The organism is Streptodolium elevatio (assembly GCF_040649515.1).
GTDB lineage: Bacteria > Actinomycetota > Actinomycetes > Streptomycetales > Streptomycetaceae > Yinghuangia > Yinghuangia elevatio.
The window spans coordinates 1-12,871 of sequence record NZ_JBEZFP010000202.1 but is presented as its reverse complement, the minus strand read 5'-3'; the positions used below and the strand labels follow the sequence as shown (position 1 = coordinate 12,871).

General features: G+C 73.4%; 11 protein-coding genes and 1 riboswitch. Of the genes, 4 read left to right on the top strand and 7 right to left on the bottom strand.

Annotated elements, in window-relative coordinates:
- Nucleotides 1-103: 103 nt before the first annotated feature.
- Nucleotides 104-1,099 carry a C40 family peptidase gene (locus AB0C36_RS40750; protein ID WP_358364233.1) on the bottom strand — a complete coding sequence of 332 codons (996 nt, stop codon included), beginning with the start codon at nucleotides 1,097-1,099 and terminating at the stop codon, nucleotides 104-106.
- A 5-nt stretch (nucleotides 1,100-1,104) separates the two neighbouring features.
- A riboswitch (cyclic di-AMP (ydaO/yuaA leader) is annotated at nucleotides 1,105-1,294 on the bottom strand.
- Between the two features lie 463 nt (nucleotides 1,295-1,757).
- Here AB0C36_RS40750 and AB0C36_RS40745 point away from each other — a divergent pair.
- A complete protein-coding gene (locus AB0C36_RS40745; protein WP_358364230.1) occupies nucleotides 1,758-2,129 on the top strand; it encodes a hypothetical protein in 372 nt (123 codons plus the stop codon).
- A gap of 28 nt (nucleotides 2,130-2,157) precedes the next feature.
- Here AB0C36_RS40745 and AB0C36_RS40740 read toward each other — a convergent pair whose 3' ends face one another.
- The 6 genes from AB0C36_RS40740 to AB0C36_RS40715 all read right to left on the bottom strand — a co-directional run bounded on the left by AB0C36_RS40740 (nucleotide 2,158) and on the right by AB0C36_RS40715 (nucleotide 8,551).
- A complete protein-coding gene (locus AB0C36_RS40740; protein WP_358364227.1) occupies nucleotides 2,158-3,447 on the bottom strand; it encodes a hypothetical protein in 1,290 nt (429 codons plus the stop codon).
- A gap of 592 nt (nucleotides 3,448-4,039) precedes the next feature.
- Nucleotides 4,040-5,584 (bottom strand): phytoene desaturase family protein, encoded by a 1,545-nt coding sequence (locus AB0C36_RS40735; protein WP_358364225.1) that lies wholly within the window; start codon nucleotides 5,582-5,584, stop codon nucleotides 4,040-4,042.
- 33 nt (nucleotides 5,585-5,617) lie between these two features.
- Complete coding sequence (locus AB0C36_RS40730) at nucleotides 5,618-6,397, bottom strand: alpha/beta fold hydrolase (protein ID WP_358364223.1); 780 nt, start codon at nucleotides 6,395-6,397, stop codon at nucleotides 5,618-5,620.
- A gap of 74 nt (nucleotides 6,398-6,471) precedes the next feature.
- Entirely contained in the window at nucleotides 6,472-6,906 is a 435-nt protein-coding gene (locus AB0C36_RS40725; protein WP_358364220.1) for an RNHCP domain-containing protein, read from the bottom strand.
- Nucleotides 6,907-6,918: 12 nt separating this feature from the next.
- Nucleotides 6,919-7,254: an RNHCP domain-containing protein gene (locus AB0C36_RS40720; RefSeq protein WP_435839219.1), complete on the bottom strand. Its 336-nt coding sequence runs from the start codon at nucleotides 7,252-7,254 to the stop codon at nucleotides 6,919-6,921.
- Nucleotides 7,255-7,555: 301 nt separating this feature from the next.
- Nucleotides 7,556-8,551, bottom strand: a complete 996-nt coding sequence (locus AB0C36_RS40715) for an MBL fold metallo-hydrolase (RefSeq protein WP_358364216.1) — start codon at nucleotides 8,549-8,551, stop codon at nucleotides 7,556-7,558.
- Between the two features lie 226 nt (nucleotides 8,552-8,777).
- Here AB0C36_RS40715 and AB0C36_RS40710 point away from each other — a divergent pair, with 226 nt between their 5' ends.
- From AB0C36_RS40710 to AB0C36_RS40700, 3 genes are all read left to right on the top strand, one after another.
- On the top strand, nucleotides 8,778-9,542 hold the full coding sequence (locus AB0C36_RS40710; protein WP_358364213.1) for an SDR family NAD(P)-dependent oxidoreductase: 765 nt from the start codon (nucleotides 8,778-8,780) through the stop codon (nucleotides 9,540-9,542).
- A gap of 159 nt (nucleotides 9,543-9,701) precedes the next feature.
- Complete coding sequence (locus AB0C36_RS40705) at nucleotides 9,702-10,466, top strand: crotonase/enoyl-CoA hydratase family protein (RefSeq protein WP_358364211.1); 765 nt, start codon at nucleotides 9,702-9,704, stop codon at nucleotides 10,464-10,466.
- Nucleotides 10,467-10,675: 209 nt separating this feature from the next.
- Entirely contained in the window at nucleotides 10,676-12,727 is a 2,052-nt protein-coding gene (locus AB0C36_RS40700; protein ID WP_358364209.1) for a transketolase, read from the top strand.
- Nucleotides 12,728-12,871: the final 144 nt, after the last annotated feature.

The window sequence follows — 12,871 nt, the reverse complement described above, 5'->3', positions numbered from 1 at the left end:
GGACCCTTCCCTCTTCCAACGCCCCCCCCCCCCCCCCCCGGGGCCGGTCGGGGGTTGTGTCTCCGGCGGTCGGGCCGCCGGGTGTGCCACCGAGGGGGCGGGGTTACGCGGGGCGCGTGGCTCCGGCGATCGGCATCGAGTCGACGTCGACGATCTTGACGACGCTGCGCGAGTTCGGCGCGTGGATGATCTTGCCGTCGCCCAGGTACATGCCGACGTGGCTGATGCCCGAGTAGTAGAAGACCAGGTCACCGGGCTGCAGGTTGGAGACCGAGACCTTGTTGCCGGCTGCGAACTGCGCGTTGGTGACGCGCGGCAGCGACACGCCGGCCGCCTTCCACGCGGCCTGGACCAGGCCGGAGCAGTCGTACGCGTCCGGGCCCGCGGCGCCGTAGACGTACGGCTTGCCGAGCTGCGCCTTCGCGAACGCGATGGCGGTGGCGGCCTTGCCGGACGACGGTGCGGTGACGGTGCTGCCCGTCGATTGCTGCGTCGTCGTCTTGGGCGTGGTCGTGGTCTTGGCGGTGGTGCCCGAGGTGTCCTGGTTCGTGGACCGGGTCGGGGCCTTCGCGGGGGCATCGACGGTGAGCTTCGACGACGAGCTCTGCGGCTTGGTGTTCGTCGAGGGCTTCGGGGCGGTCCTGGTGGACGTCTTCTCGGTGGTCGACGTGCTCGGGGCGCTCGGCGCGGCGGCCGGCTTTTGCGGCGCGGCGTCCTGCGTGACACCCGCGAGCTTGAGGACCTGGCCGATGTCGATCCAGTCGGCGCCGCGGGGCAGCTGGTCCCGGTTGATGTCGTACAGCGCCTGCCAGTTGCCCGGGATGTCCTTCGCCTGGGCGATCTCCGAGAGGGTGTCGCCGGCGACCACGGTGTACGTGGCGAGCGGGGCGGCGGGCGCGGCCGGGGCGGCGGCGGGTGCGGGGGTGACGGTGATGTCCGGCGTGGGGGCGGCCGCGTCGTCCGGCGCCGAGACCGGGGCGTTCTGCGGGAAGGCGGGGGCGGCGGGCGCGGCGTGGGCGGCGGTCGCGGTGAGCGTGGCCCCGAGGCCGGCTATACCGGCGGCGGCCACCAGGCAGCGAACGCTGTGGGCAGACAGCATGAAGTCGTTCCTCTCCTGCCGCCTGCGAGGTGAGCTGTCGGATTCGGACCGGAGCGGCCCGGCCGCGCGCTGCGCGGCTTCACCCCGAGCCGGACCCGGATGTCCGGGTACGGCGTACCACCTGGTTCCCCCGCTCCCGTCCGGATGTCGTGCATCATCGCCGGGACCGGGGACGGGATTCGGCGTTCCGGTCGGCGGGCCACGCCTGGGCGGCGAAACCGGGGGTGACGCTAGACAGAACGTTCGTGCGACCACAACTCGCGAGGTGCGTTTCCAGCCGGATAAAGGCCGCGTCAAGTCCGTGAAGCCGCATGACGGCCATTCCTGCCTGCCGGGATGACATGCGGATATGTCGCAGAGTGAGCGTGACGGTCCGCTTACCCAAAAAGTTTCGAAATCGTCTTGACAGCCCGGGAAGGCAAATCACCATACGTTCCGTGTTGTCCATATTTGGGCAACAGAAGGGTTTGTCACTCCTTCGGATGCGCCGGGCTGCCACTCGCCGAAGTCGGCTCTAGCGTCGAAAGGAGTGCCGTCAAATCATGACGACTCAGCTCCAAATAGACATTCTCGACAGACGCTGCTGCCAGACGCTGCTGCCGGACGCTCCTGCCAGACGCCCTTGGCAGCCGCTCTTGCCAGACACCTTGGAGGCCCGGTGACCGAGGCGATGCGCCGAAGCCTGACGTGGTTGTCCTCCCCCGCCCTCGTCGCGCTCCCGGTCCGCGCGCTCACCCTGCTCCTCGCCTGGGGCCTCGGGCTCGGCGGCATGGCCATGCTGTGGGAGGGCGTGCCCGGCGGCGAGGGCGGGTCGGTGGTCTGGTTCGGCCTCGGGATCGTCGCCGCGGTCCTGGGCGGCGCGCTGGGGTTGTCGCTGTTTCTGCCGGCCGCCCGCGACGAGACGTCCGCGCGAGCCGACCGCGCCTGGGGCGCGGCCGGACTCGTCACCACGGTGGTGTGCGCGTCCGGCGCCGTCGCCGTGCTGGTCTTCGACCAGCTCGCACGCTTCTGGGTCGGGCTGGGACTCTGACGCCCGGCCCGGGCACCGGAGCGGCCCGTCAGTACCAGCCGGGCCCGCCGCCGGGGGCACCGCCGTAGTTGCGAAGGGCCGCGGCGTTGCGCCGCTTCCAGCGCAGGTACGAGGTCAGGTAACCCAGGCTCCAGAACCCGCAGGTGAAGAGCACCCCGACCACGTGGGCCACATGCGGGAACGGGCGCACCCCGACGTAGCCGGGCTGGTATCCGGCCATGCCGCCGCCGCCGCTGCCGCCGGTCGGCCCCGCCCATGACCCGGACGCCGCACGGGCCACCTGCCGCGGGAGCCAGCCGAGGAGACCGCCGCTCGCGAATCCGGTCACCACCGCGGCCCGGGACGCCTGGCGCTGGGCCCTCAGCTGGGCCGCCTGCACCGCGTGCGCCGGTACGCGGGCGGGCCACGGCCCGCCGCGGAAGGTCACCCCGTACAGCTCGCGGACCCGCTTGGCCTCCCACACCGACAGAGCGGTGATGGTGACCGGCCCGCCGAGCGTCACGACGATGGCGACCACCGCGGGCACCCGGTTGTTGCCGGGAGACGCGAAGTCGACGGCGGCGACCGCCCAGGACAGCGTCGGCGCGAGCAGGCTGGGCATCAGCAGGTGCCCGTCCGCCGCCGCGAAGAGGTGCCGCGGGACCAGGAAGAAGGCGAAGATCGCGAAGAAGCCGGTCCAGATGAAGCCGGCCAGGCCCAGCAGCAGGAGAACCCACATGGCGGGGTGGTCCGGCTTGGCCTCGACGAGTCCGCTCGCGGCCACCGCCGCGAGGATGCCGCCCGCCCCGAGGAACCAGGCCATCGAGGTCATCGGATAGCGCATCGCCCGGCGCGTCTCCCGGCGGACGTTGTCGTGCGAGAGCAGTACGAAGGCCAGCGCACAGAGCGGAACGGCGACCATCGCCACCACGACGGAGATCGTGACGTGCAGGATCGCCTCACTGAAGACCTTGTCGCCCTCGACGCTGTCGTACTTCACCGCGACCCACACGACGACCGCCATCCCGATCAGCGTGCGGATCAGGCCCAGCTGGTCGATGCGCGGGTCGGGCGGGGCCAGCCGGTTCTGCGGCTTCAGCGCACGCTGGGCCGCGCCCTTGGGGTTGATCAGGTACGCGAGCACCTTGCCGGCGACGGTGCCGACGGTCCGGGGCGGCCGACCCTGCGGTCCGCCGGCTCCGGGACCGGGCGGCGGTGCCGACGAGGGCGCGGACGGGTGCGGCGCGGGGTGCGGCGCGTACGCGCCCGGCTGGAAGGGGAATTGGCCCGTCGCCCCGGGAGGCTGAGCAGGCGGCCACGGCGGTGGAACGTGCGTCAAGGATCTGTCCTTCATCTCGCCGGGGGGTCAATTCCGCGCAGCAGTATGGCGGAACGCGATGAGACGACGACAGCGGGAGACCCCTCACACTCCAGGCGGCGCGAAACGCCCGGGAAAATACACGAATCGACAAGACAGCGAATCGGGCACGGTCACCGGGGGCGGGGGACCCGGAGTGGAGGAACAGGGGGGAAGGGCAACTCGGGGGAAGGGGAACCCGGCCGAAGAGGAACCCGGCCGAAGGGAACCTGGCGGCAAGGAGGATCGGGTCGAAGGGGAACCGGGCCCGGCCGCCCCCCACGGCGACCAGACCCGACTCCCTTCCCCTGACCGGCCCGTGACCGGTCCGCGCCCGGCCGGGGGCCCACACGTCACCCGGCCGGCGCGCACGGCGGCGGACACCTCGACCACCGCGGTGGCCGCCGCGACCACCGCGAATCCGGCGCGGGGCAAATGCACTTCCGAGCCGTCGTTCGCGGTGCACCGATCCGCTGCCCCGCGCTTTCGACCGGAAACACGCGGCCGCGCCAAATACGGGGACGTTCAGGACCAGACGTTCAGGGCCAGGGGCGTCAGGTCAGGGCCAGGGGCGTCAGGTGCGCGACAGCACGGCCATCGCGGCGTTGTGGCCGGGGATGCCGCTGACCCCGCCGCCGCGCCGGGCCCCGGCGCCCCCGAGGACGATGCGCTCGTACCGGGTCTCCACCCCCCAGGTCCCGGCCTGGTCCGTGTCCTCGGCGAACAGCCACGCGAGGTCGCGGTGGAAGATGTGTCCGGCGGGCAGACCGAGTTCGGCCTGCAGATCGACGGGCGTCCGCGCCTCGACGCACGGCCGCCCGTCCGAGGTGCGCAGCAGGCAGTCCTCGATCGGCTCGGCGAGCACGCTGTCCAGGGACGCGAGCGTCGCCTTGAGCGCGGCCGCGCGGGCACCGTCGTTGTCGGCGGCGAACAAACGCGCGGGCATGTGCAGGCCGAACAGTGTCAATGTGTGCACGCCCGCCGCGCGTTCCGCCGGGCCGAGGATCGTCGGGTCGGTCAAGGTGTGGCAGTAGACCTCGGCAGGCGGCAGCGACGGAATGCGGCCGGCCTCGGCCTCCGCATAGGCGGCGGCCAACTGCCGGTAGCCCTCGTTGATGTGGAAGGTCCCAGCGAAGGCGTCGGCCGGGTCGACGTGTGGATCGCGCAGCCTCGGCAGCCGGGCGAGCACCATGTTGACCTTGAGCTGCGAGCCCTCCGGGGCGGGCCCTTCGGGAGTGCCGCCCAGCAGGCGTTCGAGCGTGTCCGGTGCCACCGCGGCGACGATGTGGCGTCCGGTGACGCGCAGTTCGGTGCCGTCGGCGACGTAGGTGACCTCGCCGTCCGGGCTGACCGAGGTGACGTCCGTGCCCGTGCGCAGGTCGGCGCCGGCACCGCGGGCGGCCTCGGCGAGGGTGCGTGTCACGGCTCCCATGCCGCCGACGGGGACGTCCCAGTCGCCCGTGCCGCCGCCGATGACGTGGTAGAGGAAGCAGCGGTTCTGGCGCATGAGCCGGTCGTCCATCGGGGCGAACGTGCCGATCAGGGCGTCGGTCGCCACGACCCCTCGAACGGTGTCGTCCTCGAAGGCGGCCTCCACGGCGTCGGACAGCGGCGTCGCGAACACCGCCTCCCACACCCGCGGGTCGTCCACGATGCGACGGAACTCGTCGGGCGGGCGCAGGGGTTCCGTCAGCGTCGGGAAGACCCGGGCGGCGAGGCGGGCCGTGGTCCGCCCCCACGCCTCCCACGCGTCGGCGTCCCGGCGACCGGCGACGCGCGTGAGGGCGGCGCGCGTACGCTCCGGGTCCTCCGCGTCGACGAGCAGGCCGTCGCCGCCGCGCGGCGTGTACGACCCGATCCGGCGCCGCCGCAGCACCAGCGGCAGTCCGAGGTCGTCGGCGATCTTCCGGGGGAACAGGCTGACCAGGTAGGCGTACCGCGACAGCCGCACGTCGATCCCGTCGAACGGCCTGTCGGACACCGCCGCACCGCCGGTCTCGGCTCGGCGCTCCAGCACGGCCACCGAGCGCCCCGCCCGGGCGAGGTACGCGGCGGCGACGAGGCCGTTGTGTCCGCCGCCGACCACCACGACGTCGAAGTCGCCGCCTGAGCGGACCATGCGCGCCTCCCGGATCGTGGCCTGCGCCCGATGCTACGGCTCCGCGAAGAACTCGATGAGCACCGGACCCAGCGCGTCGACCGATACCTCGTGCGTCTGGTCCGCGAGGGTCACGTTGCGGGCGCCCTCGATCGCCGCCGCGACGGCGAGCGCGGCGTCGTGCATGAACGCCATGCCCGCGGAGCCGTCCAGCAGCATCGCGGGCACCCGGATCCCGGCGAAGCGTTCGACCGGCACCGAGCCGTCGCCCATGACGGCGAAGTCCTGGACCAGTGTGGGCGCGACGGCGACCAGCGCGGGCCACGCCGGGGTCGTCCGCATCTCCGCGACCGCCTCGCGCGGCATGCCGGTCGCGCGGAGGAAGTGCTCGAGCGCCTCCTCCGCCCGGCCCTCGCGGATCAGGCCCGGCACCGGATCGGTGGTCCGCGTGTTCGCCTCGAGGTCCGCCGCGGCGGTGAGGTACGGCGGTTCGTACGCAGCAACACGCGTGACCGGCAGGCCCGCCGCGGTCGCCTCCAGGGCGAGCGCGCCGCCTGAGGAGATCCCGTACAAGGCGGCGCTGCCGCCCGCTTCGGCGATCAGCGCCGCGATGTCCTCGATCTCCCGCCGCACCGCGTAGGGCGGCGCGTCGCCGCTCTCGCCGCGCCCGCGCCGGTCGTAGTTGAACACGGTGAAGTGCGGCGCGAGGAACGCGGCGAGGCCGCTGTGCACCTGGCGGTCGCACAGCGCCCCGCCGATGAGGATCACCGGGTCGCCGCGGCCGGTCCTGTCGTACCCGATGACCGTGCCGTCCTTCGAGATCGTCTTGCCCATCGTCGGGGGTCCCCTCGTACGAGATGTGCGGTCGGAAGTGCTGCACGAGTGCAGACCGCTGTGCGTCCGGAAACTCATCGGTCCCCGCGCGGCGATCGGCACACCGACCGCGCCCGGACGGAGAAGTGCGGCCCGGCCAGCGGCCGCACGGCCAGCCGCATCAGGGCCACGGGGTTGTCGTCCCCCGCGATGCGGTTGGCGCGGAGGGTGCCGCAGCCGCGGCATTGATGGACGAGCATCCACTCGCCGTCGTCGCGGACGCCGACCGTCAGCGCCGCCATCGGGGCGCGGCACACCGCGGACCGGTCGCCCGGCGTGCGTCCGTCGACGTGACGGCTCGCCAGGCAGTGCGGGCAGTGGTTGCGATGCGCCGTCCCCGGTGCGTGCAGCGGTACGTCGAGTCGGCAGCCGACACAGCGGAAGCTGTCGCCGCGTTCGCCGCCGGGCGGCCGAACGGCTTTGCGGCGCTTGGCGGTCCGCGTTCCCGGACTGGAGTTCCTGCGTGGCACGTTGTCATCCCCTCACAGGTCGCCGAAGGCGTCGAGGGGGAACGGCGGCTGGGCCAGCGGGCGTACCGCGGTACGCATCAGGAGCAGCTGGTTGTCGTCGTCCCGGACCCGGCTGGCCGTCAGTTCGCGGCATCCTGTGCAGCGGTGGATCAGCGTCCAGGCGCCGTCGCGGGAGACCGCGATCGAGATGGGCGCCATCCGGCGGCCGCAGTCGCGGGCGGCACCGTGCCGTGCGTGCAGGCAACTCGGGCAGTGGGTGCGCGGTCCGCCGTCGGGGGCGGCGCCGCGGAGGGTCAGCCCGCAGTGCGGGCAGGCGAAGTCGTCGTGCACGGCGTTGTCGCTCGGCACGTCGGTGCGCACGAGGCGGTCCTCGCGCGTGGTGTTGTCGGACACCCGGTACTCCTGGCTGAGATGGTGCGGGGCAGCAGGAGCAGGCCGAGCGGGGCCTCACGGGCCGGAGATGGTCGGGGCGGAGCGGTGGTCAGCGGACGCGTGCGTCCGTACCGCGGTGAGGCGCGCTCGGCGCGGGCCGGGTCATCAACACCTCCGGTGCTCGGGGCTCGGGCGAGCCGGGTCCGTCGGGACACGGGCGCGTCCGACAGAGGGACTGTAGGCGGCGAAGACTTCGCGTGCCACCGGTTTTCCGCCGTCAGGCCGTCGGGAACCAGCGGGCCGGACGTCCTCGCCGGGGCGGTTCGCCGCGCAGTTCCCCGCGTGTGCGCAGCGCGTTGAGGCACGCCGTCGTATCCACCAGCAGGGACTGCAGCGGGAACCCGGACACGGATTCCAGCGGGCGGCGGGTCGTCCGCGACGCCACCTCCCAAGCCGTCGACGCGCCGTCGCGCACCGCGCCCATCGCCTGCGCCAACTTGCCTTCGTGGTGCTCGCGCAGGGCGGCGAGGCGCGGGGCCAGGTCGGTGAACCGGTGCTCGTGTGCGGGCAGCACCTCGTCGGGGTCCAGTTCTTCGAGGCGGTCGAGCGCGCCCAGGAAGTCGGTCAGCGGATCGCCGTGGTAGCCCGCGTCGTGCATGCCGACGGGGAAGCGCGGCAGGACGTGGTCCCCGGAGAACAGCAGTTCGCGGTCCTCGTCCCAGAAGCACAGGTGGCCGGGCGAGTGCCCGGGCGTCCACACCGCGCGGAGGTTCCAGCCGGGTACGGGCGGGCGTTCGCCGTCCTCCAGGAGCAGGTCGGGGCGCGGCAGTTCGACGCGTCGGCCGGGGCGGGCCAGTTGCGCGGCGGCCTCGACGACGGCGTCGGGGGCGCCGGCGGCGGCGAGGATGTCCACGTGCCGCTGCGCCGCGTCGGTCTCCCACAGGGTGAGGACCTCGGCGTCCAGCGGGTGGAGGGACACCCAGGCACCCGATTCCGCGCGGATGCGCCCGGCCAGGCCGTAGTGGTCGAAGTGCGCGTGCGTGACGACGACGCCGCGGATCTCCGCGATGGAGGTGCCCAGTTGCGCGAGGCCGCGCGCGAGGCCCGCGTAACTGTCGTCGTTGTCCCAGCCACTGTCGATGACGTACGGCCCGCGCGGGGTCTCCAAGACGTAGACGACCACGTAGCGCGGGAGTCCGGGCAGCGGCACGGGCACGCTCCACAGCCCCGGCCGCACCTCCTCGACCGGCGGCAGCGGTCGTTGCGGTGCCACGGACACCTCCCTCTCGCCTGGACTTTCCTTCTCTTCTGTATAGATCACCGGCGCGTACACCTAGACACGGCCCCTGCCGGCGCACGCCGCGCAGGGCCGTCCGCCGTGGCTCGCGCTCTTGCCTTCCCCTTCCCGGCGCCTTAGCTTAACGAGCGTTCATTACGTCGCAGCGTGCCGCGCCCGTACGGCAGTTGGCGGGCGCGCCTGCCCGAAGCGGGAGTTCTCCATGCGCATCGAAGGCATCTCGGCACTCGTGACCGGCGGCGCGTCCGGCCTGGGACTGGGTACCGTCAAGCGGCTCGTGCGGGCCGGGGCACACGTCGTCATCGTCGACCTCCCGCAGTCCGCGGGCGACAAGGTCGCCGCCGAACTCGGGGACGGCGCACGGTTCGTGCCGGCCGACGTCACCGATCCCGATCAGGTCCAGGCCGCGATCGACGCGGCGGGCGAGGCGGGCCCGCTGCGCGCCGTGGTGCACTGCGCGGGCATCGGCAGCGCGATCCGGGTCGTGGACCGCGCCGGGAACCCGGGGGAACTGGCGGCGTTCGAGCAGGTCATCCGGGTGAACCTGATCGGTTCGTACAACATGCTGCGGCTGGGGGCGGCGGCCATGGCGGCCGGCGAACCGGTGGACGGCGAGCGCGGCGTGGTGGTGCTCACCGCGTCGGTCGCGGCGTTCGAGGGGCAGATCGGCCAGATCGCGTACAGCGCGTCCAAGGGCGGCGTGGTCGCCATGACCGTCTGCGCGGCCCGCGACCTGGCCGGCCGCAACATCCGCGTCAACACCATCGCGCCGGGGCTGATGGACACCCCGCTGTTCGACCTGCTGCGCGACGACATCCGCGACTCGCTGGCCGCGAGCGTGCCCAACCCGCGCCGCTTCGGCACACCCGACGAGTACGGCCAGACGGCCCAGTTCATCATCGAGAACGGCTACATCAACGGTGAGACCCTGCGCCTCGACGGGGCGATACGCATGGCGCCGCGCTGATCCGCGACCGATCCGCGGCTGATCCGCGGGCTTGCCCCCCCCCGCACCGCCCCCACCGGGCGCCGGGCGCCGCGACACCCCGCGCCCCGCTCCCCTCGCCCCCGCTCCCCTCCCCCGGCTCCCCTCGCCCCGGCACCCCCGACTCACGAGAGGCTTCGCATGTCCGACGAGGTACTGGTCGAGCACACCGACGGCGTCATGCTCGTCACGATCAACCGCCCCCAGGCCCGCAACGCCGTCAACCGCGCGGTGAGCGACGGAATCGCCGCCGCCGTGGACGAGTTCGAGTCCCGCAAGGACCTCTCGGTCGCCATCGTCACCGGCGCGGGCGGGACTTTCTGCGCGGGCATGGACCTCAAGGCCTTCGTCGCGGGCGACAACGCCCTGCACCCGAAACGCGGCTTCGCCGGCATCACGAGCCGGCCGCCGCGCAAGCCGGTGATCGCCGCGGTCGAGGGGTACGCGCTGGCGGGCGGCTGCGAGATCGCCCTCGCCTGCGACATGGTCGTGGCGGCCGAGGACGCCAAGTTCGGCATTCCCGAGGTCAAGCGGGGTCTCGTCGCGGGGGCCGGCGGACTGATGCGGCTGCCGCGGCGGATCCCGTACCAGATCGCCATGGAACTGGCGCTCACCGGCGACCCGCTGACCGCGGCGGAGGCCCACCGGTACGGCCTGGTCAACCGCCTCACGGCGACCGGCGGCGCGCTCGCGGCCGCGCGTGAACTGGCGGCCCGGATCGCCGCCAACGGGCCGCTGGCGGTCGCGGCCACGAAGGAGGTCGTCGTCTCCTCCGCCGACTGGCCCGCGGACGAGGCGTTCGCCCGCCAGCAGGCGATCGTCGGCCCGATCTTCACGTCCGCGGACGCCCGCGAAGGGGCGATCGCGTTCGCCGAGAAACGGCCGCCCGTGTGGAAGGGCGAGTAGGCCCGCTTCCGAGGCGGCGATCCGCCGGCGGTGAGCGCGGCACAACAACACGGGTCCCACACCGGCGGACGCGGTGGCGCACGGGTGGCGCCCGGGACCGGCGAACGCCTCCTCGGGCGTGATTTGCGGGTCCCGGGCCGGTTTCGGGAGAGACGACAGGGGCAGCGGCGCGGCAGGCCACACGCTTGCCGTACGGAAGGACTCTCCCCATGCCCGACCGCACGTTCGACGCACGTGACACCCAGATGGACGAACTCGCTCGCGAGCTGCGCATCGACGCGGTCCGGTCCTCCACCGCGGCCGGCTCCGGCCACCCCACCTCGTCGCTGTCCGCCGCCGACCTGATGGCCGTGCTGCTCGGGCGCCACCTGCGCTTCGACTTCGACGACCCGGCCCATCCGGGCAACGACCGGCTGATCTTCTCCAAGGGCCACGCCACTCCGCTCCTGTACGCCATGTACCGGGCCGTCGGCGCGATCGACGACGACGAACTGCAGAGCTTCCGACGCCGCGGCAGCCGCCTCGAGGGCCATCCGACGCCGCGCCGCCTCCCGTGGGTCGACTTCGCGACCGGCTCACTCGGCCAGGGGCTGCCGCTCGGCGCCGGCCTCGCCTGGGCGATGGCCCGCCTCGAACGCCCGTCCGGGTCCGGCGGCCCCGGGGGCTCGGCGGGGTCCGACGGCTCGGACGGTTCCCACCGCTCCGGCGCCTCCTCGTCGTCCGCGTCGTCCTCGTCGTCCTCGTCCGAGGGCGTCCCCCGCGTCTGGGTGCTGAGCGGGGACGGCGAACTGGCCGAGGGCTCTGTCTGGGAGGCGGCCGAGTTCGCCGGATTCCACCGGCTCGACAACCTGGTCCTGGTGGTGGACGCGAACCGGCTGGGCCAGCGCGGCCCGACCCGGCACGGCTGGGACCTCGACGCGTACACCAACCGGTTCAACGCCTTCGGCTGGCACACCCGGGCCATCGACGGCCACGACACGACCGCGATCGACGACGCGTTCGTCAATGCCGAGGACACCCTCGGCCGCCCGACGGCGATCATCGCGCGGACGCTCAAGGGCCGCGGCGTCCCCGAGGTCGAGAACCGCGAGGGCGCGCACGGCAAGCCCGTACCGCAGCCCGACCTGGCGATCGCGGCCCTCGGCGGCGAGCCGCGCGAACGGGTGACCGTACGCACGCGGCCGCCGGTGCGCATGCACGCGGTGCCGCGTCCCGGCGACCGGGACGCGGACCGGGACAAGGACGCCGGGCTGCCGACGTTCGAGATCGGCGAGAGCGTCCCGACGCGCAAGGCCTTCGGCGCCGCCCTGGCCGCGCTCGGCAGCGCTCGCGGCGACGTGATCGCCATCGACGGCGAGGTCGGCGACTCCACCGGGCTCCAGCCGTTCGCCGAGCGGCACCCCGAGCGCTTCCTCGAGTGCTACATCGCCGAGCAGCAGCTCGTGTCCTCCGCGGTCGCCGCGCAGTCGCGGGGCTGGGTGCCGTACGCGGCGACCTTCGCGGCGTTCCTGACCCGGGCGCACGACTTCCTGCGCATGGCCGCCATCGGCCGCGCCGACCTGTGCATGGTCGGCTCGCACGCCGGAACGTCGATCGGGCAGGACGGGCCGTCCCAGATGGGCCTGGAGGACCTGGCGATGTTCCGCACGCTGCACGGCAGCACCGTGCTGTACCCGTGCGACGCCAACCAGACCGCCCGGCTCGTCGCGGAGATGGCCGACGGGACCGGCATCCGCTACCTGCGGACCACGCGCGGCGAGACGCCGGTGGTGTACGGGCCGGACGAGGACTTCGTGATCGGGGGCAGCAAGCTGCTCCGCTCGGGCGACGCCGACCGGGCCACGCTCGTCGCGGCCGGGATCACCGTGCACGAGGCGCTGAAGGCCGCCGACCGGCTCGCCGAGCAGGGTGTACCGGTTCGGGTGATCGACGCGTACTCGGTGAAGCCGATCGACGCGGCCGCGCTGCGCGAGGCCGCGGCGGCGACCGGCTGCCTGGTCACCGTCGAGGACCACCGGCCCGAGGGCGGGCTCGGGGACGCGGTGGCCGAGGTGTTCGCGCGGACGGAGGCCGCGGAGGACGGGGCCGGCGGCGTCGGCGAGGGGACCCCGCCGCGGCTCGTACGGCTGGCGGTCCGGCACATGCCGGGGTCGGCGGCACCGGACGAGCAGCTCGCGGACGCGGGGATCGACGCGGCGGCGATCGAGGCCGCGGTGCGGGACGTGGTCGGCGGCGGGGAGCGGGCGAAGCGCGGCGGATGACGCCGTACGACGGCACAGGCGACAAGTCGCGCGCGACTCATTCGCACGAGCCGCACTTGCACGAGACCGACTCGCACTGACACAACCGCTCACACCGGCTCAAGACACAGACACAAAGCGGCGGCCCCCGGAGTTCTCCTCCGG